21 protein-coding genes are annotated in these 21648 nt (G+C 65.1%); 17 read left to right on the top strand and 4 right to left on the bottom strand.

Going from position 1 to position 21648, the window contains the following annotated elements:
- Nucleotides 1-48 precede the first annotated feature (48 nt).
- Nucleotides 49-534 (bottom strand): hypothetical protein, encoded by a 486-nt coding sequence (locus FYJ91_RS15330; RefSeq protein ID WP_149523118.1) that lies wholly within the window; start codon nucleotides 532-534, stop codon nucleotides 49-51.
- 163 nt (nucleotides 535-697) lie between these two features.
- Between FYJ91_RS15330 and FYJ91_RS15325 the strand changes: the two genes are divergently transcribed.
- The 9 genes from FYJ91_RS15325 (at nucleotide 698) to acnA (ending at nucleotide 10297) form a co-directional block, all read left to right on the top strand.
- Nucleotides 698-1135 (top strand): cupin domain-containing protein, encoded by a 438-nt coding sequence (locus tag FYJ91_RS15325; RefSeq protein WP_246152646.1) that lies wholly within the window; start codon nucleotides 698-700, stop codon nucleotides 1133-1135.
- 105 nt (nucleotides 1136-1240) lie between these two features.
- Nucleotides 1241-1927, top strand: a complete 687-nt coding sequence (locus tag FYJ91_RS15320; RefSeq protein WP_149523117.1) for a Crp/Fnr family transcriptional regulator — start codon at nucleotides 1241-1243, stop codon at nucleotides 1925-1927.
- Between the two features lie 160 nt (nucleotides 1928-2087).
- Nucleotides 2088-2726: a phosphoribosylanthranilate isomerase gene (locus FYJ91_RS15315; protein ID WP_149523116.1), complete on the top strand. Its 639-nt coding sequence runs from the start codon at nucleotides 2088-2090 to the stop codon at nucleotides 2724-2726.
- The gene (gene trpB / locus FYJ91_RS15310) at nucleotides 2723-3955 is read left to right on the top strand and encodes a tryptophan synthase subunit beta (protein ID WP_149523115.1); all 1233 of its coding nucleotides are present in this window, start codon (nucleotides 2723-2725) and stop codon (nucleotides 3953-3955) included. Before FYJ91_RS15315 ends, trpB begins: the two co-directional genes overlap by 4 nt.
- Nucleotides 3952-4767, top strand: coding sequence for a tryptophan synthase subunit alpha (gene trpA, locus FYJ91_RS15305; protein ID WP_149523114.1), 816 nt, complete (start codon nucleotides 3952-3954; stop codon nucleotides 4765-4767). Before trpB ends, trpA begins: the two co-directional genes overlap by 4 nt.
- Nucleotides 4764-5618, top strand: a complete 855-nt coding sequence (gene accD, locus FYJ91_RS15300) for an acetyl-CoA carboxylase, carboxyltransferase subunit beta (RefSeq protein ID WP_149523113.1) — start codon at nucleotides 4764-4766, stop codon at nucleotides 5616-5618. The genes trpA and accD overlap by 4 nt, the downstream gene beginning before the upstream one ends.
- 12 nt (nucleotides 5619-5630) lie before the next feature.
- Complete coding sequence (locus FYJ91_RS15295) at nucleotides 5631-6956, top strand: bifunctional folylpolyglutamate synthase/dihydrofolate synthase (RefSeq protein ID WP_149523112.1); 1326 nt, start codon at nucleotides 5631-5633, stop codon at nucleotides 6954-6956.
- Between the two features lie 72 nt (nucleotides 6957-7028).
- A complete protein-coding gene (locus FYJ91_RS15290; RefSeq protein ID WP_149523111.1) occupies nucleotides 7029-7469 on the top strand; it encodes a DUF6628 family protein in 441 nt (146 codons plus the stop codon).
- A gap of 143 nt (nucleotides 7470-7612) precedes the next feature.
- A complete protein-coding gene (gene acnA, locus FYJ91_RS15285) occupies nucleotides 7613-10297 on the top strand; it encodes an aconitate hydratase AcnA (RefSeq protein WP_149523110.1) in 2685 nt (894 codons plus the stop codon).
- 132 nt (nucleotides 10298-10429) lie between these two features.
- Here the strand turns inward: acnA and FYJ91_RS15280 are convergent, their stop codons facing one another.
- Nucleotides 10430-11572 carry an aspartyl/asparaginyl beta-hydroxylase domain-containing protein gene (locus FYJ91_RS15280; RefSeq protein WP_181008531.1) on the bottom strand — a complete coding sequence of 381 codons (1143 nt, stop codon included), beginning with the start codon at nucleotides 11570-11572 and terminating at the stop codon, nucleotides 10430-10432.
- Nucleotides 11569-12228, bottom strand: a complete 660-nt coding sequence (gene ygfZ, locus FYJ91_RS15275; protein ID WP_149523392.1) for a CAF17-like 4Fe-4S cluster assembly/insertion protein YgfZ — start codon at nucleotides 12226-12228, stop codon at nucleotides 11569-11571. The genes FYJ91_RS15280 and ygfZ overlap by 4 nt, the downstream gene beginning before the upstream one ends.
- Before the next feature lie 40 nt (nucleotides 12229-12268).
- Here ygfZ and FYJ91_RS15270 point away from each other — a divergent pair, with 40 nt between their 5' ends.
- The gene (locus FYJ91_RS15270) at nucleotides 12269-13597 is read left to right on the top strand and encodes a dihydroorotase (RefSeq protein WP_149523108.1); all 1329 of its coding nucleotides are present in this window, start codon (nucleotides 12269-12271) and stop codon (nucleotides 13595-13597) included.
- A 142-nt stretch (nucleotides 13598-13739) separates the two neighbouring features.
- The gene (locus FYJ91_RS15265; RefSeq protein WP_181008530.1) at nucleotides 13740-14225 is read left to right on the top strand and encodes a CHAP domain-containing protein; all 486 of its coding nucleotides are present in this window, start codon (nucleotides 13740-13742) and stop codon (nucleotides 14223-14225) included.
- Nucleotides 14226-14346: 121 nt separating this feature from the next.
- Here the strand turns inward: FYJ91_RS15265 and FYJ91_RS15260 are convergent, their stop codons facing one another.
- Nucleotides 14347-15021 carry an HAD family hydrolase gene (locus tag FYJ91_RS15260; protein WP_149523391.1) on the bottom strand — a complete coding sequence of 225 codons (675 nt, stop codon included), beginning with the start codon at nucleotides 15019-15021 and terminating at the stop codon, nucleotides 14347-14349.
- A gap of 134 nt (nucleotides 15022-15155) precedes the next feature.
- On the opposite strand from FYJ91_RS15260, the gene FYJ91_RS15255 reads away from it, so the two are divergent.
- From FYJ91_RS15255 to FYJ91_RS15230, 6 genes are all read left to right on the top strand, one after another.
- The gene (locus FYJ91_RS15255) at nucleotides 15156-16253 is read left to right on the top strand and encodes an ABC transporter permease (protein WP_149523106.1); all 1098 of its coding nucleotides are present in this window, start codon (nucleotides 15156-15158) and stop codon (nucleotides 16251-16253) included.
- Nucleotides 16253-17071, top strand: a complete 819-nt coding sequence (locus FYJ91_RS15250) for an ABC transporter ATP-binding protein (protein WP_149523105.1) — start codon at nucleotides 16253-16255, stop codon at nucleotides 17069-17071. The genes FYJ91_RS15255 and FYJ91_RS15250 overlap by 1 nt, the downstream gene beginning before the upstream one ends.
- Complete coding sequence (locus FYJ91_RS15245; protein ID WP_149523104.1) at nucleotides 17071-18021, top strand: MlaD family protein; 951 nt, start codon at nucleotides 17071-17073, stop codon at nucleotides 18019-18021. Before FYJ91_RS15250 ends, FYJ91_RS15245 begins: the two co-directional genes overlap by 1 nt.
- A 4-nt stretch (nucleotides 18022-18025) precedes the next feature.
- A complete protein-coding gene (locus tag FYJ91_RS15240) occupies nucleotides 18026-18619 on the top strand; it encodes an ABC-type transport auxiliary lipoprotein family protein (protein ID WP_149523103.1) in 594 nt (197 codons plus the stop codon).
- A 99-nt stretch (nucleotides 18620-18718) separates the two neighbouring features.
- Nucleotides 18719-20065 carry a glutathione-disulfide reductase gene (gene gor, locus FYJ91_RS15235; protein WP_149523102.1) on the top strand — a complete coding sequence of 449 codons (1347 nt, stop codon included), beginning with the start codon at nucleotides 18719-18721 and terminating at the stop codon, nucleotides 20063-20065.
- 41 nt (nucleotides 20066-20106) lie between these two features.
- Entirely contained in the window at nucleotides 20107-21612 is a 1506-nt protein-coding gene (locus tag FYJ91_RS15230; protein WP_246152644.1) for a hypothetical protein, read from the top strand.
- Nucleotides 21613-21648: the final 36 nt, after the last annotated feature.

Raw genomic sequence — 21648 nt, 5'->3', positions numbered from 1 at the left:
GGCCCGCGCTTTAGCGGCTGGCGCCCCTATGCGCCAGCCTGCGCGGTATCAGTCGGCCTTGGTGTCGACGACCAGGATCTGGCCCCTGGTATTGGCGCCGTCCGGGGCGGCGGTGATCGTCAGCTTGTCGCCATCGTCCTTGGTGGCGTGGACCGTCGTGCCGTCGATCGAAACGCCGGTGAAGCCGGCCTCCTTCGCAGCATTCTGATAATAAGTGGCGACGGCGGCGGGCGCGCCAGGGGCGGTGTAGCCCATCGTCACCTTGTCGCCCGGGCCGTCCTTGCCGACGACGTTGACGTTGGCGAGCTTCGATCCGGGAAACAGCTTCATCCCGTCGATGTCCATGTCCGCGCCGCCGATGTCGATGCCGGGAATGTCGACCTTCGCCTTGAAACCGGGCGCGTCGATCGAAACGCCGCGTTCGGCCGAGACGGAGACGTTGCCGCCCTCGTCCCTGGCCTTCTCGCCGACCTTCACTTCGCAACCGGCGAGCGCCAGCGCGGGCAGGGCGATCAGGATCAGTTTGGCGCGCATCGTCATCCTCCGAATATCTATGACTGTGTTAACATGGCAACACACGCCGAACAAGAGAAAGGCCCCGCTCCCTTTCGAGAACGAGGCCTTTCGGTAAGCAACGCAACGCTGATGGATTCAACCGGCGGCGAGCGCGCGAGTTGCATGAACAGAAAACAACGGCATGTTCACCCGAATGCAGGATTCCCACGCCGCCGCGCTGATCCGCGCGCTCGATCTCGCGCCGCACCCCGAAGGCGGCTGGTACCGCCAGACGTGGCGGGAAGGGTCTGAAGACGGCCGGGGCCATGCGACTGCGATCTATTTCCTGCTCGAGGCGGGGCAGCGATCGCACTGGCATCGGGTCGACGCGACCGAGCTTTGGCTGTTTCATGCCGGAACGCCGCCCCGCCTGCTGATCGCCGAGGCCGAAGGCGCGGCGATCGACACGATCCGGATCGGCCCCGATCCGTTGGCCGGGCATAGTCCGCAGGCGATCGTGCCAGCCGGCTGGTGGCAGGCGACCGAAACCGATGGCGGCTGGGCGCTGGTGAGCTGCGTGGTCGCACCGGGGTTCGAATTTGGCGGTTTCGAGCTTGCCCCAACCGGCTGGGCACCCTGATCGCTTGCCAAGGTGCAGGCGTCCATGCGACTTTAACCTCTGTCGCGCCGCCGGGAATCGGCGCGGGTTTGCGTACATCGTCGGGCGCTTTTTGGGGGATCTGGAATGACGCCGGAACAGCTTGCCGCATTGTTGCCGGCGAACAGCGTCTTCGCCGACGGCTCGTCCGAACAGCTCGCCGATCTGCTGCGCGCCGGCAAGCTGCAGACGCTCGCGCCCAACGAGGTGGTTCTGCGCCAGGGCGACGATGGCGATTCGCTCGTCATCCTGCTCGAAGGCGTGATGCGGGTCAGTATGGTGACCCCGAACGGGCGCGAGATCATCCTTGATTATGCCGAGCCGGGCGCTGTCGTTGGCGAGATCGCGGTCCTCGACGGGGAACCGCGCACCGCTTCGGCGATCTCGATGTGGCAGGGCCGGCTTCTGCGCCTCAGCCGCCGTTCGTTCGAAGAGCTTATGGAACGGCACCCGAAGATCGCGATCCGTCTGCTGCGCGAACTCGCGCACCGCCTGCGCCAGACCAACGCGACGATCGAAAGCGACCGCGCGTTCACCACCGGCCCGCGCCTGGCCCGCTATCTCAAGCGGCTGAGCGATTCGAAGGTGAACGGCGCGAAGCTCACCAGCGATCTCAGCCAGTCCGAACTCGGCATGTTCGTCGGCATCAGCCGCGAGAATATCAACCGTCAGCTGTCCGCCTGGGCGAATGACGGCGTGATCGAGTTGAGCCAGGGCAAGATCCGCGTGATCGACCCCGACTATCTCAGCCAGATCGCCGAGGCGGTTTACTGAGGCGTCGCCCTCCTCCCAATAACCTCGTCATTGCGACCCCGGACCTGATCCGGGGGAAGCAATCCATTCCGCAGTTCGGAGTGGATTGCCGCGTCGCCTTCGGCTCCTCGCAATGACGAGATGGTTGACGTGAGGGCGTCCCAAGCCGACATGCCGCTCCATGCAGCGCGTAACCGCCAAGATCTGCGGGCTTTCGACGCCGGAAACGGTGGCCGCCGCCGTGCGCCATGGGGCGAGCCATGTCGGCTTCATGTTCTTCCCGAAAAGCCCGCGCAACGTGGAGCCCGATCAGGCGGCGCAGCTTGGCGCGATCGTGCCCGAACACGTCAAGAAGGTCGGCGTTCTCGTCGATCCCGATGACGATATGGTCGCCCGGGCCGTCGCGGCGGGGCTCGATGTGATCCAGTTGCACGGCGGCGAGACCCCCGAGCGGGTTGCGGCGCTCAAGGTGCGACACGGGATCGAGGCGTGGAAGGTTCTGTCGATCCGCACCCGCGCCGATCTCGACAAGGCGCGCGCCTATAAGGGGGCGGCCGATCGCATCCTCTATGACGCCAAGACGCCCGAAGGCGCGCTGCCCGGTGGCATGGGATTGCGCTTCGATTGGGCGCTGCTCGACGGCTTCGCGCATCCGCTGCCCTGGGCGCTGGCGGGAGGCATCGATGCCGGCAATGTCGGCGATGCGGCGGGCCGGACGGGCGCGCGGCTGATCGACGTCTCGTCGGGCGTGGAAAGCTCAGCCGGCGTAAAGGACGTGGACAAGATCGCCGCCTTCCTCCAACGGATCGCGCAATTATGACCGAAGCCATCCCAAATTCCCCCCTGCCTAATTCCCTGCGCTCCTATCCCGATGCGCAGGGCCAGTTCGGCCAGTTCGGCGGACGCTATGTCTCCGAGACGCTGATGCCGCTGATCCTCGATCTCGAGGGTGAATATCGTGCGGCGAAGGCCGATCCCGCGTTCAAGGCCGAATTCGACGATCTGCTGGCCAATTATGTCGGCCGGCCGAGCCCGCTTTATTATGCCGAGCGGCTGACCGAGCATCTGGGTGGCGCCAAGATCTACCTGAAGCGTGAGGAGCTGAACCACACCGGCGCGCACAAGATCAACAATTGCATCGGCCAGATCCTGTTGGCCCGCCGCATGGGCAAGACCCGGATCATCGCGGAGACAGGCGCAGGCCAGCATGGCGTGGCGACCGCCACCGTCGCGGCACGCTTCGGCCTGCCCTGCACGATCTTCATGGGCGCGGTCGATGTCGCGCGGCAGCAGCCGAACGTGTTCCGTATGAAGCTGCTCGGGGCGGAAGTCCGCCCGGTGATCAGCGGCGCGCAGACGCTCAAGGATGCGATGAACGAGGCGCTGCGCGATTGGGTCGCGAACGTTCACGACACCTTCTACATCATCGGCACCGCAGCCGGCCCGCATCCCTATCCGGAGCTGGTCCGCGACTTCCAATCGGTGATCGGCAACGAAACGCGCCAGCAGATCCTGGCGGTCGAGGGGCGCCTGCCCGACATGCTGATCGCGCCGGTCGGCGGCGGATCGAACGCGATCGGGCTGTTCCATCCCTTCCTCGACGACGCGGATGTCGCGATGGTCGGCACCGAGGCGGCGGGCGACGGGGTCGACACCGGCCGCCATGCCGCGAGCCTGACCGGCGGGACGCCAGGCGTCCTCCACGGCAATCGCACCTATCTTCTCCAGGACGAGGATGGTCAGATCACAGAGCCGCACTCGATCTCGGCCGGGCTCGATTATCCGGGGATCGGCCCCGAACATAGCTGGCTGCACGAAATCGGCCGGGTGAAGTACGTGCCCGTCACCGACAATGAGGCGGTCGACAGCTTCCAGCGGCTGACAAAGCTCGAAGGGATTATCCCCGCGCTCGAATCCGCGCATGCGGTCGCGGCGTGCGAGAAGATCGCGCCGACGATGGGCAAGGACAAGATCATCGTCGTCAACCTGTCGGGCCGCGGCGACAAGGATATTCCAACGATCGCCGATCGGCTGGGGGTGGCGCTGTGAGCCGCCTAGCGACGACTTTCGCGCGGCTGAAGGGCGAAGGGCGCGCAGCGCTCGTCACCTATGTGATGGGGGGCGATCCGACGCAGGGCGATACCGCGGCGATCCTCGACGCGCTCGTCGCGGGCGGGGCCGACGTGATCGAACTGGGCATGCCCTTTACCGATCCGATGGCCGATGGCCCCGCGATCCAGAAGGCGGGGCTGCGCGCGTTGGACGCGAATACGACCACCGCCGACATCTTCGCGATGGCCGCCGCTTTTCGTGCACGGCACCCCAGCGTGCCGCTGGTGCTGATGGGCTACGCCAATCCGATGGTCCGCCGTGGCGCGGAGTGGTTCGCGGCCGAATGCGCCAAAGCGGGCGTCGACGGGGTGATCTGCGTCGATATTCCGCCGGAACAGGATCGCGATCTCGGGCCGGCGCTGCGCGCGGCGGGGGTCGATCCGATCCGGCTCGCGACCCCCACAACCGATGCCAAGCGGCTGCCCGCCGTCCTGGATGGCGCATCGGGCTTCCTTTATTATGTCTCGGTCGCGGGGATTACCGGGCTGCAGCAGGCGGCGCAGGCCAGCATCGAGGATGCGGTCGCGCGGCTGAAGGCGGGCACCGACCTGCCCGTCGCGGTCGGCTTCGGCGTGCGCACCCCCGAACAGGCGGCCGCGATCGCCGCTGTCGCCGATGGGGTGGTGGTCGGCTCCGCGATCGTCGATATAGTGGGGCAAGAGGGCGCGACTGCCGCGCCTGCCGTTCGTCAATTCATCGAGGCCTTGAGCGGTGCGATCCGCTCGGCCGACCGGGAGAAAGCCGCATGAGCTGGCTCGATAATGTCCGCAAGAAGATCCCCTTCATCGCGAAGCGGGATGCGCCCGAGAACCTCTGGCACAAGTGCCCGGGCTGCGCGCAGATGATCTTCGTGAAGGAATATGAGGAAAATCTGTCGGTCTGCCCGCGCTGCAACCATCACGGCCGGATTGGACCCGACGAGCGCTTCGACCAGCTGTTCGACAATGGCGTCTATACGCCGTTGCCCACGCCCGAAGTGCGCGAAGATCCGCTCAAATTCCGCGACACGAAGAAATATGCCGATCGGATCAAGGCGGCGCGCACCGCGACCGGCGAACAGGACGCGCTGATCAATGCGCGCGGTTTGATCGAGGGATTCCGCGCCGTCGTCGGCGTGCAGGACTTCGCCTTCATGGGCGGATCGATGGGGCTGGCGGTCGGCGCGGCGTTCGTCGCGGGGGTCGAGGCGGCGATTGCGGACAAGTGCCCGTACATCATCTTCACCGCGGCCGGCGGCGCGCGGATGCAGGAGGGTATCCTCTCGCTGATGCAGATGCCCAAGACTACGGTGGCGATCCAGAAGCTCCACGATGCGGGCCTGCCCTATATCGTCGTGATGACCGATCCGACGACCGGCGGCGTCACCGCATCCTATGCGATGCTAGGCGATGTCCAGCTGGCCGAGCCGGGGGCGCTGATCGGCTTTGCAGGCCAGCGCGTGATCGAACAGACGATCCGCGAAAAGCTGCCCGAAGGCTTCCAGCGCGCCGAATATCTGCTCGATCACGGCATGCTCGACATGGTCGTCGTCCGCGCCGACCTGCGCCGCGAACTCGCGCGCCTGATCGACTATCTGGCGCCGCAGAAGAAGGCGGCGTGATCCGCTACTGAGATGGTCGACTTTGCCGTCTCCTCCGATCCTGCGGTGCAGGCACAGCTCGATCGACTGACCCTATTGTCGCCAGGGGCCGATATCCTGGGGCTCGATCGGATCACGACGCTGCTCGATCGGCTCGGGCGGCCGCAGGATCGTCTGCCGTCGGTCTTCCATGTGGCGGGGACGAACGGCAAGGGATCGACCTGCGCCTATCTGCGCGCCGCGATCGAGGCGGCGGGGATGAGCGCGCATGTCTACACCAGCCCCCATCTCGTGCGCTTCAATGAGCGGATCCGGATCGCGGGCGAATTGATCGAGGATGCCGAACTCGCGCCGCTGCTGGCCGAAGTGTTGGAGGTCGGCGGAGATTTGGGCGCCAGCTTCTTCGAAGTGACGACCGCTGCCGCCTTGCTGGCCTTTTCGCGCGCGCCGGCCGATGCCTGCATCATCGAAGTGGGGCTGGGCGGTCGGCTCGACGCGACCAATGTGATCGAGGCGCCGGCAATTTGCGGCATTGCGCAGCTGGGCCTCGATCATCAGGCGTTCCTCGGCGACAAGATTGAGGATATCGCCGCCGAAAAGGCGGGCATCGCTAAGGCTGGCGTGCCGATCGTCACCCTCCATTATCCCGCCAATGTCGCGAACCGGATCGGGCAGGCGACCCGCGCAGCCGGGGCGCCGTGGCTGGCGAAAGGCGGTGTCTGGGACGGAGCGGCCTATCGCGGGCGGCTCCATTATCGCGATGCGCAGGGCAAACTCGAACTGCCATTGCCGAGCCTTGCGGGCGGGCATCAGGCGATGAATGCCGGCCTGGCGGTCGCGATGCTGCGGCATCAGCAGGCGCTGACGATCCCGCCATCGGCGTTGCGCGCGGCGATGGGGTGGGCGCACTGGCCTGCCCGGCTGCAGCATCTGCACGACGGGCCGTTGCTGGGGATGTTGCCGCCCGGCTCCGAACTATGGCTCGACGGCGGGCATAATCCGGCAGCGGCGCGGGCGATCGGCGATTTTCTGCGGAGCCGCTTTGCTGGCGACAGGCCGCTCCACCTGATCCTCGGTCTGCTCGCGAACAAGGATGCGGCGGGCTTTCTGGGCAGCTTGGGGCTCATCGGTGCGACCGTGCATGCGGTGCCGATCGCGGGCCACGCCCATCATGAACCCGAGGCGCTCGCCGCGTTGGCGCGCAGCGCCGGTTTCAAGGCGTGGAGCAGCGACGGGGTCGAATCGGCACTGTCGGCGATTGCCGTCGAGCCGGGCGATCTGCCGCCCGTCGTGCTGATCGGCGGTTCGCTTTATCTCGCCGGAACGGTGCTCGCCGCAAACGGGATGTTGCCCGACTGACTCTTTCTGCAATTGCGATTGACTTGCAATAACAAATGGGCTCCTCTGCATCCCTACAAGGAGGACGCCCCAATGAGCAGCCAGGCCAAGCCCATCGCCGATATCCTGCCGATCGCAGCACCCGACGACGATGGCGTGCGCCTGTTCCTCCACGCCGTACGGCGGATGGGCGCGGGCGGCCTCAACGATGCGCAGGCGGCCAATGCGCTGATCGGCGCGTTCGGCCTGTCTTTTCGCCGTCCGCTGGTGCTGATGCGCGCGCTCATGTCCGAACTGGCGCGGGTTTCCGAACGATCGATCATGATCGCGCCGGCGTGCTGCTGCCGGATGACGGCGGCCGAATCGATGCTGGTCGAAGCGGTGGCGGGATCGTGCGAAAGCCCGCGCGCCGCGCATGCGATGTTCCGCGCACTCACCTGCGCGGACAATTGCCTTGGCCTGTTGTCGAGCGCGCAGGCTGTCGTGCAGGCGTTCTCGGACCTTGCCCGTCCGCTGGAGCCCGCCGGCCACTGATACGACGCGGGGTGCCGCGTTGCAGCACGAAGATAAGTCCCGCGCCGCCTTGAGATGGCACGGAAGCCGTGCTGCGCCCTTTTCCTGTCAACGTCCGCGCCTATATAGTCCCTATCATCTTCACGAAAAGAAGGGGGCGACGCATGACAGCGGTTGGCCAGGATACGCTCAAGACTCGCGCGACTCTCAACGTCGATGGCAAGCACTACGCTTATTATTCGCTGGCGAAGGCGGCCGAACAGCTGGGTGACGTATCCCGACTGCCGTTCTCGATGAAGGTGTTGCTCGAAAATCTCCTCCGCTTCGAAGACGGCACCACCGTCACCGTCGAGGATGTCCAGGCGATCATCGACTGGCAGAAGGAGCGCAAGTCCGAACGCGAAATCCAGTACCGCCCCGCGCGCGTGCTGATGCAGGATTTCACCGGCGTCCCCTGCGTGGTCGATCTGGCCGCGATGCGCGATGCGATGGGAAAGCTGGGCGGCGACGCGCAGAAGATCAATCCGCTGGTTCCCGTCCACCTCGTCATCGATCACTCGGTGATGGTCGACAGCTTCGGTACCCCCAAGGCGTTCGATGAGAATGTCGAACTCGAATATGCCCGCAATGGCGAGCGGTACGAGTTTCTGCGCTGGGGATCGAAGGCGCTCAACAATTTCAAGGTGGTGCCCCCCGGCACCGGCATCTGCCACCAGGTCAATCTGGAGAATATCGCGCAGGCGGTGTGGAGCTCGGCCGACGGATCGGGCACCCCGGTCGCCTATCCCGACACCTGCGTCGGCACCGACAGCCATACGACGATGGTCAACGGCCTGGGCGTGCTTGGCTGGGGCGTCGGCGGCATCGAGGCCGAAGCCGCGATGCTGGGCCAGCCCGTGTCGATGCTGATCCCCGAAGTCGTCGGCTTCAAGCTGACCGGCACGCTGAACGAAGGCATTACCGCGACCGATCTGGTTTTGACCGTCACGCAGATGCTGCGTGCCAAGGGCGTGGTCGGCCGCTTCGTCGAGTTTTACGGTGCCGGCCTCGACGCGCTGAGCCTCGCGGATCGCGCGACCATCGCCAACATGGCGCCCGAATATGGCGCGACCTGCGGCTTCTTCCCGATCGACGACGCGACCCTCGTCTATATGCGCCTGACGGGGCGTAGCGATGAGACGATCGCGCTGACCGAGGCCTATGCCAAGGCGCAGGGTTTCTGGCGCGATGCGACCGCGGAAGACCCGGTCTTCACCGATACGCTGCAACTCGACATGTCGACGGTGCAGCCATCGCTCGCCGGCCCGAAGCGCCCGCAGGATCGCGTCCTGCTCAACGCGGTCGACGAAGGGTTCAATTCGGAACTCGCCAGCGGGTACAAGAAGGGTGACGAGGGCAGCAAGCGCGTCGCCGTCGAAGGCACCGACTTCGATCTGGGCCATGGCGACGTCGTGATCGCGGCGATCACCAGCTGCACCAACACGTCGAACCCGTCGGTGATGGTCGCTGCCGGCCTGGTCGCCCGCAAGGCGAACGCGCTCGGCCTCAAGGCGAAGCCGTGGGTCAAGACCTCGCTCGCCCCGGGCAGTCAGGTCGTCACCGATTATCTGGCGCGTGCGGGTCTTCAGAAGGATCTCGACGCCATCGGCTTCAATCTGGTCGGCTATGGCTGCACCACCTGCATCGGCAATTCGGGCCCGTTGCCCGATCCGATCAGCAAGGCGATCAACGGCAATGATCTGGTCGCCTCGGCGGTGCTTTCGGGCAATCGCAACTTCGAGGGCCGTGTCAGCCCTGACGTGCGCGCCAACTATCTGGCATCGCCCCCGCTGGTCGTCGCCTATTCGATCTTCGGTACCACCGCGAAGGATATTACCGAGGATCCGATCGGCACGTCGACCGAGGGCAAGCCGGTCTATCTGAAAGACATCTGGCCGACGACCGCCGAGGTGGCGAACACCGTCGCGGCCGCGATCGATTCGGCGATGTATGTCACGCGCTATGCCAACGTCTATCAGGGCGACAAGCACTGGCAGGCGATCGAGGTAGAGGGTTCGGACACCTATGCGTGGCCGGCCGGTTCGACCTATGTTGCCAACCCGCCCTATTTCGATGGCATGTCGATGACCCCGGCGCCGGTGACCGACATCATCGAGGCGCGCCCGCTTGCGATCTTCGCCGATTCGATCACCACCGACCACATCTCGCCGGCCGGATCGATCAAGGCCGATTCGCCTGCGGGCCGCTATCTGATGGAGCATCAGGTCACCAAGGCCGACTTCAACAGCTATGGCGCGCGCCGCGGCAACCACGACATCATGATGCGCGGCACCTTCGCCAACATCCGCATCAAGAACCAGATGATCCCCGGCGTCGAAGGCGGCATGACCAAGCACATCCCGACCGGGGAAGTGATGGCGATCTACGACGCGGCGATGAAGTATAAGGACGAGGGCACCCCACTCGTTGTCGTCGCGGGCAAGGAATATGGCACCGGATCGTCACGCGACTGGGCGGCCAAGGGCACCAACCTGCTTGGCGTCCGGGCGGTCATCACCGAAAGCTTCGAACGTATCCACCGTTCGAACCTTGTCGGTATGGGCGTGCTGCCGCTGCAGTTCGCCGACGGCATCGACCGCAACACATTGAAGCTCGACGGGACCGAGACCTTCACGATCATCGACGTCGCGAGCCTGCGCCCGCGTCAGGACGTGACCGTGAAGATGACCCGCGCCGACGGCACGGTCGAAACCTTCCTGACCAGGTGCCGGATCGATACGGTCAACGAGCTGGAGTATTTCCTGAACGGCGGCATCCTGCAGTACGTGCTGCGCAAGCTGGCCGCCTGACGCGATTTATCCTCCCCCGCCAGGGGAGGTGTCAGCTTTAGCTGACGGAGGGGGAGGGCGGCGGCCAACTGAAGGTCTCGCGTCCTCCCCCTCCGTGGCCTCCGGCGCCACCTCCCCTGGCGGGGGAGGACTTTATTCGGCGTCGTAAAGACCGATCGCTTCGTACATGGCCGTCAGCGCCGCGCGCTCCTCGGTCGAGAGTTCGGGGCGCCAGATTTCGAACAGCAGGATGATGCGGGTCTCGGTCGACCGATTCCATGCCTCATGCTCGATCGAATCGTCGAAGATCGTCAGCTCGCCCGGATCCCACGCCCGGGTCTGGTTGCCGACGCGCAGCGCGCAGTCGCCTGGGACGATCAGCGGCAGGTGGCAGATCAGCCGCGTGTTGATCATGCCATTGTGCGGCAGGATATGCGCCCCCGGCCGCAGCATCGAGAACAGCGCGCTCGGCGATCGCGCCTTGATGACGGGCATCGGCGCAACCTCGAGCGCCTTCATCGTGGCGGGGAAGCGCGCCGCATGTTCGGTCGGGCCACCCTCGCGCCAGAGGTGGAGCGCACTCCAGCGCGGATCGTCGAGCAGGCTGTGCGCCTTGTTCGGGCGCCCCTCGACCCGCTCGACATAGGGGCGGAAGGCCGCCTCGCTGTCGGCGATGAAGGCTTCAAGTTCGCTGCGGATGGTGACGGCGGCGGCTTCGATCTCCGCTGCCCAGTCGAACTGCTCGCGTTCGTAGAACTGGGTGTGGGGCAGGCCGGGATAGAAGAACGATGTCGGCTGTTGCAGATAGACTTCGGCCTCGCCCGTCAGGATCGCGATCGCTTCGGCAAGGCGCGGCGGGGGCGTGCCGAAGCCCGCGTTGCGCAGCGTCTGATTCAGGTGCGCGCTGTAATCGCGTGATGCACTGTCGAGCCACGCCTGGACGCGCGGCAATTCGGCGCGGATCGAATCGGGGATCGGCAGGCCCGATGCAGCGACATAGAGCGCCTGCGAATAGAAGGATGTCGCGGCTCGATTGTCCTTGTGCCGCGCCGCCAGATCGCCCCGCAGCACCAGCGCGCCGGCGTGGCGCGGATCGCCTTCGAGCAGTTTGTCGAGCGCGTGCTTTTCGCGTTCGTCGTCGCCCATCAACCGACTCGCCTGGGCGAGAAGAAACCAGGGTTCGGGCTTCATCCCCAGCGTGATCGCCTGTTCCAGCCCGGCGCGCGCACCCCGCGCATCGCCCCGGCGCAGGGCGTCGACCCCAGCGCGGGCCGCAGCCTCTGCAGCGGCGCTCATGCCTGTTCGGCCACCATCCATGTCGGGATCAGCGCGTCGCCCGGATTGTCGACCGATCGCCGCTCCACGCGGCCATCCGGCAGCACGAACAGCCGCCGGTTGACCTTGTTGCGCCAGTTCATCCGCGCGGTGTTTTCCTGCCCGACATAGCAGCCCTTGGTGAAGCTGACCCCGTTGAGCAGATCGGCATTGGCCTCGAGCCAGAGCGTCTTGTCCGATCCCAGTTCCTCGACACCCTCGGGCACGCCAAGTGCAAGGCGATGCCCGCGCCACCCTTCTGCGGGCTCGTCGGCGGGGGCGACCCAGCGGCGGCCGAGCGCGGGCAGGCGGGGGTCGGGCACACCTTCGCTTCCATCAGGCGCCCAATGCACGGCAAGCGTGGGGTCGATCGCGATCGTGATCGGCTTGCGCAGGCGATAGAGCGACAGGCGGCGGACGAGCGCCTCGGCCTGCGACGCTTCGCAGTCGATCAGCAAATCGTCGCCATCGGCCCAGACGAGGAAATCGAACAGTGCCTTGCCCTGCGGCGTCAGCAACCCGGCCCAGACGGGCAGGTCGCCGCTGACATCGTTGGTGACGAGGCCCTGGACGAAATCGCGGACGTCCGCGCCGCTCAGACGGATAATGGTGCGATCTTCAAGGGTGGTGTGCGGCATGGCGCGAAGGTAGGAAGCGCGAAGCCGAAAGGAAAGCACCATGACCAGCCCCACTTATGATCTCATCCTCAAGAACGGCACCGTCTGGACCGTTGGCGGCCCGATCGAGACGAGCGTCGGGGTTCGGGGGGGCAAGATCGTTGCGATCGGCGAAGATGGCGATGCGGGCGAAGTGATCGACTGCACCGGCCTCACCGTCATGCCCGGCGTGATCGACAGCCAGGTCCATTTCCGCGAGCCGGGGCTGGAGACGAAGGAAGATCTGGAAAGCGGCAGCCGCTCGGCGGTGCTGGGCGGCGTCACCGCAGTGTTCGAAATGCCCAACACCAAGCCGAACACCGATTCGGCCGAAGCGATCAACGACAAGCTTGCCCGCGCCAAGGACCGGATGTGGTGCGACCACGCCTTCTATGTCGGCGCGACCACCGAGAATGCGGAGAAGCTCGCCGAGCTCGAAATGCTGCCGGGTACGGCGGGGGTGAAGATCTTCATGGGATCGTCGACCGGGAATCTGCTCGTCGCCGAGGACGAGCATCTCGCGCGGGTGCTGCGCGCCGGCAAGCGCCGCGTCGCGATCCACGCAGAGGACGAACAGCGCATGATCGCGCGGATGGGCGAGCGGGTCGAAGGAGATGCGTCGAGCCACCCGGTCTGGCGCGACGATGAAAGCGCGCTGCTCGCCACGCGCCGCATCCTGAAGATCGCGCGCGAGACGGGGCGCAAGATCCACATCCTCCACATCACCACGCCCGCCGAACTCGCACTGATCGCGCAGAACAAGGATATCGCGACCTGCGAGGTGACGCCCCAGCATCTGACGCTGGCGGGGGAGGATGCCTATCCGCGTCTCGGCACCTATGCGCAGATGAACCCGCCGATCCGGTCGGGCGCGCATCGCGACGGGCTGTGGCACTATCTGCGCCAAGGCGTGCCCGACGTGCTCGGTTCGGATCATGCGCCGCACACGATCGAGGAAAAGGCCAAGACCTATCCTGCGTCGCCCAGCGGCATGCCCGGCGTGCAGACTTTGCTGCCGCTGATGCTCAACCATGTCGCCGAAGGGCGGCTGACGCTCCAACATCTGATCGAACTCACCTCGGCGGGGCCGCAGCGCGTGTTCGGGCTGCGCACCAAGGGGCGGATCGCGCTCGGCTATGATGCCGACTTCACGATCGTCGATCTCAAGAAGCGTTGGAAAGTCGAGGAAAGCTGGCTCGCGTCACGCTGCGGCTGGTCGCCGTTCACCGACATGGCGCTGACGGGCAAACCGATCGGTGCGGTGATTCGCGGCAACCGCGTGATGTGGGACGGCGCGCTCGCCAATCAGGCGATCGGCGCCCCGATCCGCTTCGACAGCGTCGCGCTCTGACGGTTCATCCTGTGGATAAAAGGATTCCATCGTGCGGTGAAAACAACTCACCGCAGCGCAGCATCCTGTTAACCTTTTGCTCTTTCCTCGCCCCGAAAAGGCCCCCATGACTTTGCTCAAGGGACGGGGTGGGGAAAACCACATGACCAAAACGTTGCGCGCCATTGTTGGTTCCATGCTGCTTGCCGGCATGGCTTTGGCGCCCGCTCAGGCCAATGCCGCTGGTCTCCAGTGCGCTCCCTTCGCCCGCATGTTTTCCGGCATCCAGCTGTTCGGCGCCGCCGCTTCGTGGTGGAACCAGGCCGTCGGCAAATATGTCCGTGGCAATTCGCCCGAAGTCGGCGCGGTCATGGTGTTCAAGGCGATCGGTTCGATGCGCTCGGGCCATGTCGCGACCGTCACCCAAGTCGTCGGCGATCGGATGCTCAAGATCACCCATGCCAACTGGTCGATCATCAACGGCCATCGCGGCCAGGTCGAGCGCGACGTGACCGTCGTCGATGCCTCGCCGAACAACGACTGGAGCCAGGTGAAGGTCTGGTTCGCGCCGATCGGCAAGGTCGGCAACAAGGCCTATCCGGTCAACGGCTTCATCTACGCCAAGGCCGACGGCAGCCAGCAGGGCTGATCGGGGCGCTTCGGCGCTTTCCCCCACATTGTCGTCGCCGCGACGGCGGGAATCCATGCAGACTCTCCGCGTGTGACGACACGGGATAGGCCCCCGCTTTCGAGGGGGTGACGGATCGGGACTACAGGCCCCAATCCACGATCGTCCAACCCCGGCTCTGCGCCATGCGACGCAGCTTGGCGTGGGCGTTGACCGCGAACGGGACGTCCGACCAGGCGAGCACCGGCGCGTCGGACGCGTGATCCGAATAGAATCGGATCCGACAATCGGCGCGCGACAATCCCTGCGCCGCCATCCACGCTTCGATCATCCGCAGCTTGGCGGGGCCGTAGCAATTTTCGCCATCGATCTTTGCCGTGACGATATCGTCGATCCCGTAGATGCTGTTGGTGGCGATCAGATCGTCGAAGCCCAGCCTATCGGCGATGGCGGTGACGTAGAGCCGCGCCGAAGCAGTCGCCATCACGATCCGGCGCCCGGCCGCACGATCTTCCGCGATCTGATCGAGCGCGCCCTGATGCACGTTGGTCTTCATGACGAAATCGGCATAGCTCTCGGTGATCGGCCGGATCCGCACGAGCGGCAGTTTCCCGCCGATCAGCAGCGTCTGGTTGATCTCCTTCAACGTGCGCCGCTCGATCAGCTTCACGACATAAGCGAGCATCACCACGATCACGAGCGGCGCGAAGATCAGCCGCCACGGCGCGAGCCGCATCGCGGCGTGGATCAAAAAGGGCGTGAAGGTGCCGGTCCGCGTGATCGTCCGGTCCATGTCGTAGATGGCGAGTTCGGTCATGAATCGGGGCTTAGCCATATTCGTCATCCCAGCGAAAGCTGGGATGACGAATTAGACTCGGAACATCCGTCGTCGCGCGGGATTTCATTACGGATGCTTGCCGATCGCGCGCCTTTACGCCACTCCTCCACGCGATGAACGCGCCAGCCGACTTCAGTCTCGATGGGGGGACGCTCCGATTCACCGGCGCGATGACGCTGTCGAGCATCCATGATCTGCCCGCGCGGCTCGAAGCCATCGACGAACAGCCCGCGAAAATCGATCTGAGCGGGGTCGACCGGATCGACACCGTCGGTGCCTGGCTGATCCACCGTATCGTCCGCGAAGGCGATGTACCGGTCGAGGGTGCGGATGAGGATGCGGCCGAACTGCTCGCCAAGGTCGCCGCCGCCGATCAGCCTCTCAAGATCCGCCCCGATCCGCAACCCGGGTTCGTTCGCGTGCTGCAGGAAACCGGCGACGCCACCTACGCCGCCGCACGATCGCTGATCGGCCTGCTCGGTTTCTTCGGCGCGACGGTGATCGGTTTCTGGGGCGTGATCCGCCATCCGCGCCGCTTCCGGGGCAACGCCGTAGCGCACCAGTTCGAAGTGGTGGGCGTAAAGGCGCTCGCGATCATCGGGCTGATGAGCTTCCTGATTGGCATCGTCATCGCGCAGCAGGGCGCGGTCCAGCTGCGCCAGTTCGGTGCTGAGGTGTTCGCGATCAATCTGATCGGCCGCATCACCCTGCGCGAACTGGGCGTGCTGATGACCGCGATCATGGTCGCCGGGCGATCGGGCAGCGCCTTCGCCGCGCAGCTCGGATCGATGAAGCTGGCCGAGGAAGTCGATGCGATGCGCACGATCGGCGTGTCGCCAATGGAGGCGCTGGTCGTTCCTCGCGTACTCGCCAGCGTGCTGATGATGCCGCTGCTCGGCTTCTACGCCGCGATCATCGCCATGCTCGGTGGCGGTATCTTCTGCTGGATCGACCTCGACATCCCGCCGATCACCTTCGTTCAGCGCGTGCGCGAGGTCGTGCCGATCACTGATCTGTGGGTCGGGTTGATCAAGGCGCCGGTCTTCGGGCTGCTGATTGGCATTTCGGGATGTTTCCAGGGCATGCAGGTGGAAGGCAATGCCGAGGAGGTGGGCCTGCGCACCACGGCCTCGGTCGTCCAGGCGATCTTCCTCGTCATCGTGCTCGACGCGGTATTCGCGGTGTTCTTCAGCTCGATCGGGTGGATCTGATGGGCGACGATGCGATCATCCGCGTGCGCGGCCTCAAAAATTGCTTCGGGGAGCAGATCGTCCACGACAATCTCGATCTCGACGTGCGGCGCGGCGAGATCCTGGGGGTCGTCGGCGGATCGGGTACGGGCAAGTCGGTGCTGATGCGATCGATCATCGGGCTGCAGACCCCGGCCGAAGGTTCGGTCGAGGTGTTCGGTGAAAACATGATCGGCCGCGATGAGCATGAAGCGCAGCGCGTGCGCCAGCGCTGGGGCGTGCTGTTCCAGAACGGCGCACTGTTTTCGACGCTGACCGTCGCCGAAAATGTCGAAGTGCCGATCCGCCAATATTATCCGAATATCGATCAGACGCTGCTCGACGAGATTGCTGCCTATAAGGTCGCGATGTCGGGCCTGTCCGCCGAAGCTGGGCCGAAATATCCGTCCGAACTGTCGGGCGGCATGCGCAAGCGCGCCGGCCTGGCGCGCGCGCTCGCGCTCGATCCGCAGCTGCTGTTCCTCGATGAACCGACCGCCGGCCTCGATCCGATCGGTGCGGCGGCGTTTGACGATCTGATCCACGCGCTGAAAGGCACGATGCGGCTCACCGTATTCCTGATCACCCACGATCTCGATACGCTGCATGCGATTTGCGATCGTGTCGCGGTGCTGGCCGATCGTCAGGTGATCGCGGTTGGAACGATCCCGGAATTATTGGCGTTGGATCATCCCTGGATTCAGGAATATTTCAACGGGCCGCGCGGGCGCGCCGCGGCCGACACCGTCGCAAGGGCGCAGGCACAAGCCGAAGAGGGAAAACCGGGGATGACGCACTGATGGAAACCCGGTCGAACCATGTGCTGGTCGGCGGCGTCGTGCTTGCGATGCTGGTGGCCCTTCTGGCCTTCACCGTCTGGCTCGCCAATTTCACCGCGGTCAGCGAACAGAAATTCGATATCTTCTTCAAAAGCTCGATCGACGGGCTGGCGAAAGGATCGGCGGTGACCTTTTCGGGCGTGCCGGTGGGTAAGGTCGAAAAGATCCAGCTGATGCCCGAAAGCCCGGAATTCGTGCGTGTGCGCATCAGTGTCCAGAATGAGGCGCCGATCCTGCAGGGTACCACCGCGACGATCGCGGGGGTCGGCTTTACCGGGGTCAGCCAGATCAACCTTGATGGCGCGATCAAGGGCGCCCCGCCGATCACGCAGTCCGGCCCTTATGGTGTTCCGGTGATCCCGACCAAGCCGGGCGCGCTGGGCGAGCTTTTGTCGTCGGCCCCCGAATTGCTCCAGCGGCTGTCGGCCCTGACAGAGCGGCTGACCCTGCTGCTCAACGACAAGAATCAGAAGTCGATCACCGGCATCCTGGGCAATGTCGATCGCCTGTCGAACGATCTGGCCAATCGCGGGCCGGAAATCGCCGCCGCGCTCGCCGAAACCAAGACGGCGGTGCAGCAGGTCGGCGTTGCCGCCGGGCAGATCGCGACGCTGGCGGAAAGCACCAACAATGTGATGAACCGCGATGTCGGCCCGGCGATGCAGAATTTGAACAAGGCGACGCAATCGGCGCAGCACACGATCGAGACGCTCGATTCGGCGATCACCGACGCGCGGCCGGGACTCAAATCCTTCTCGACCCAGACGGTGCCAAACATCAATTCGCTGGTCCGAAACCTGGCCGAAATGTCCGAATCGCTCGGCGCGATCTCAAACAAGCTCGATCGGGGTGGTGCGGGCGCGTTGATCGGCGGCAGCAGCAAACTCCCCGATTATAAGCCCGGCAAGTGAGGTCATGATGCGCCAGTTCCTTCCTCTCGCCCTTGCCCTTTCCGGCGCTTTGGCGCTCGGCGGCTGCATCAGCTTCGGCGAGGATCCGCCCGCACAGCTGATGAGCCTGTCGTCGGACGCGCGGGTGGCGGCCAACACCGCCAAGACCGTGACCGACAAGGAGGCGATCAGCGTCGGCCTGATCACCGCGCCAACGCCGTTGCGCAATCAGCGCGTCGCGGTGCGTTCGAATGACTCGTTCGCCTATCTTCCCAAGACCGCATGGGCCGACGAGCCCGCCCGCCTGTTCCGCAACGTGCTGGCGGAGACGATCGAGGCCAAGACGGGGCGTTTCGTACCCGACAGCCGCAATCCCTCCATCACGCCCGCGACGCGGCTCGGCGGATCGCTCGTCGCGTTCCAGTTGCTCGGTGGACAGGGCAAGGTGCTGGTGATCTACGACGCGACTGTCGCGCGTGAGGGATCGGACCAGATTCGCGCGCGCCGCTTCGAGTCGACGGCGCCGGTCGCGTCGGAGGATTCGCGGGCCGTCGTCGAGGCGCTGAACCGCGCGAGCAACGCGATTGCAACCGACGTCGCCGACTGGGTTGTCCAGTAAACGACCCTGACGATCAGTCTGATCATCACGATCGGTTTGCGCGATCAAACGGCGGTCGCCATATCGCGTCCGACACCGTTTTTCTGAGAGGCGCCCCCGATGGCCGATTTTGACTTTGACCTGTTCGTGATCGGCGCGGGATCGGGTGGCGTCCGCGCGTCCCGCGTTGCCGCAGCGCATGGTGCGAAGGTCGCTGTGGCTGAGGAACATCGCGTCGGCGGCACATGCGTGATCCGCGGTTGCGTGCCCAAGAAGATGCTCGTTTACGGATCGCACTTCGCCGAGGATCTGCACGACGCGGCGCGCTACGGCTGGACGCTGGGCGAAACCAGTTTCGACTGGAAGGTGCTGCGCGATAACGTCAACGCCGATGTCGATCGGCTTGAGGGCCTTTATCAGAACACGCTCGACAACAATGGCGTCGAGACGTTCCACGAGCGCGCGACGGTCAGCGGCCCGAACGAGGTTACGCTGGCAAGCGGCAGGAAGGTCACGGCGGGCAAGATCCTGATCGCGACCGGCGCGTGGCCGGTCGTGCCCGATTGCCCGGGCGCCGAATATGGCATCACTTCGAACGAGGTGTTCCACCTCGATACCTTCCCCAAGCGGGTGGTAATTGCGGGCGCGGGTTACATCGCCAATGAATTCGCCGGCATCTTCCATGCGCTCGGCGCCAAGGTGACGGTCGTCAACCGATCGGACCAGATCCTGCGCGGCTATGACGAGCAGATTCGCGACCGGCTGTTCCAGATCTCCACGCAGAAGGGGATCGAATTCATTTTCAACGCCGCGTTCGAGAAGGTCGAGAAAAAGGCGGACGGCTCGCTGTGCGTCCACTTCAAGGAGCATGATCAGTGCGACGCCGATCTGCTGCTGTTCGCGATCGGCCGCACCCCGAAGATCGATGGCCTCGGCCTGAAAGAGGTCGGGGTCGAGATCGACGACAAGGGCGCGATCGTCGTCGATGAGGACAATCGGTCGAGCGTATCGAGCATCTATGCGGTTGGCGACGTCACCAACCGTGTTCAGCTGACCCCCGTCGCGATCCGCGAGGGGCAGGCGTTCGCCGACACCGTTTTCGGCAACAAACCGCACCGCGTCGATTACGATATGATCCCCAGCGCGGTCTTTTCGAGCCCGCCGATGGCCGGCGTCGGCCTGACCGAGCAGAAGGCGCGCGAGCAATATGGATCAGTGAAGGTCTTCACCTCCGATTTCCGTCCGATGCGCAACGTGCTGGCCGGCAAGACGGAACGCTCGCTCTACAAGCTGGTCGTGCATTCGGAGACCGACGTGGTGCTCGGCATCCACATGATCAGCCCTGACGCGCCGGAGATTCTTCAGGCCGCAGCGATCGCGGTGAAGGCGGGGCTTACCAAGGCGCAGTTCGACCAGACGATCGCGCTGCACCCGTCGATGGCCGAAGAACTGGTGCTGATGAAATAAGGCGAACCCCGCCTTAACCCCTCAACCTCTAACCTGATCGGATGAGCATTCATGCCCATCCGATCGCGGTTGCCGAAATCGTCGTTCCGCGCGCTGTGTCGCGTGGGGTTCCGGCCGCGTGGCTGCTTGCGGGGTTGCTGGGGTGGCTCGCGCTCGATCTGGTGTTGCTGCAGCGTTTTCTGGGTTTCGCGAATCCGCTGATCTATGTCGCCGACGCTGTGGCTATCATACTACTCGTGCGGGTGGTTGCGCGGGAAAGGCTGGATGCCGTCCCCTGGCGCCGCGTGTGGCTGTGCATCGGGATTGCCCTGCTGCTTTGCGCGCTGGGTGGGCAGGGGCGGTTTTTCTACGCCAATGCCGACTGGCAGGTCCGTGACGCGGTGTTGCGGGATATGGCCATTCACCCGTGGCCGTTCGTTTATGCAGACGGCAATCTGCTGCGCGCACCACTCGGCATGTATCTGGTGCCGGCGCTTGCGGCGAAGGCAGGCGGGCAGGGTGTGGGCGATATCGCGCTGCTCACGCAGAACGGGTTGCTGATCGGGCTGTTGCTCGCGATCGCATCGACCCTGTTCGAAACCGCCCGCGCCCGGGCGATCGCGCTGGCGGTTTTCGTCGGCTTCAGCGGGCTCGACATCGTCGGGCAGCTTCTGCGCGGTCATATCGCCGGCTTTTCGCCGACCGCGCATCTCGAAGGGTGGGGCTTCACCCAGTTTTCGTCGACGATCACCCTGCTGTTCTGGGTGCCGCAACATGCGCTGGCGGGCTGGGTGCCCGCGCTCGCTTATCTGCTGTGGCGGAGTGGCAGGCTGCGCAGCGGCGTGCTGTTCGCGACATTGCCGCTGGTCGCGCTCTGGTCGCCCTTCGGCACGATCGGGGCGATGCCCTTCGCGCTCCATGCGCTGATCGCTCAGCGGATCGGCCGCCGGGATTTGTGCGCCTTAATATCCGCGACGTTGCTGGCCTTGCCGGGGCTGATCTATCTCGCCGCCGCGCCCGATGCGGTGGGCGTTCGCTTCTTTCCGATCCCGCTCAACCAATATGTGCTGTTCGCGCTGGTTGAGGCCGTGCCCTTCCTGATCGCCGGCTGGGCATGGCGCGCGCGGTTCGGAGGCGCGACATTGCTGGTCGTCGGCTTGTGCCTCGCGGTCGCGCCGCTGGTGCAGATCGGCTGGTCGATCGATTTCACGATGCGCGCATCGATCCCGGCGCTCGCGATCCTCGCGGCGCACCTTGGTGACATGATGGTGGGCAATGTTTTGTCGAAAGAGCGGCGCTCAATGCTGATCCGCCTGCTGGTGATCGGCAGCATCACGGGCCTGTGCGAGATCGCTCGCGCGGTCACTTTTCCGACGTCGCCGGTGCCGCATTGCGGCTTTTCGCGCGCATGGGACGAAACCTTCGGCGCCTACCCCAAGGGCTCCTATCTCGCGCCCATCGATCGCGTACCGGCGGCAATCCGGCCCGTCGAGCCGGCGGTTGCGACGGATCGCGATCCACCCGCCTGCTACGATCGCGCATGGCCGCTGCCCCCGATGTTCCTGTGAGCGAAGCCGAGTCGCGGCGCTGACTTGATCGCGGGG

Source organism: Sphingomonas montanisoli (assembly GCF_008274695.1).
GTDB lineage: Bacteria > Pseudomonadota > Alphaproteobacteria > Sphingomonadales > Sphingomonadaceae > Rhizorhabdus > Rhizorhabdus montanisoli.
Note: the sequence above shows the minus strand (reverse complement) of the source record. Positions and strands in the feature narration are given on the sequence as shown.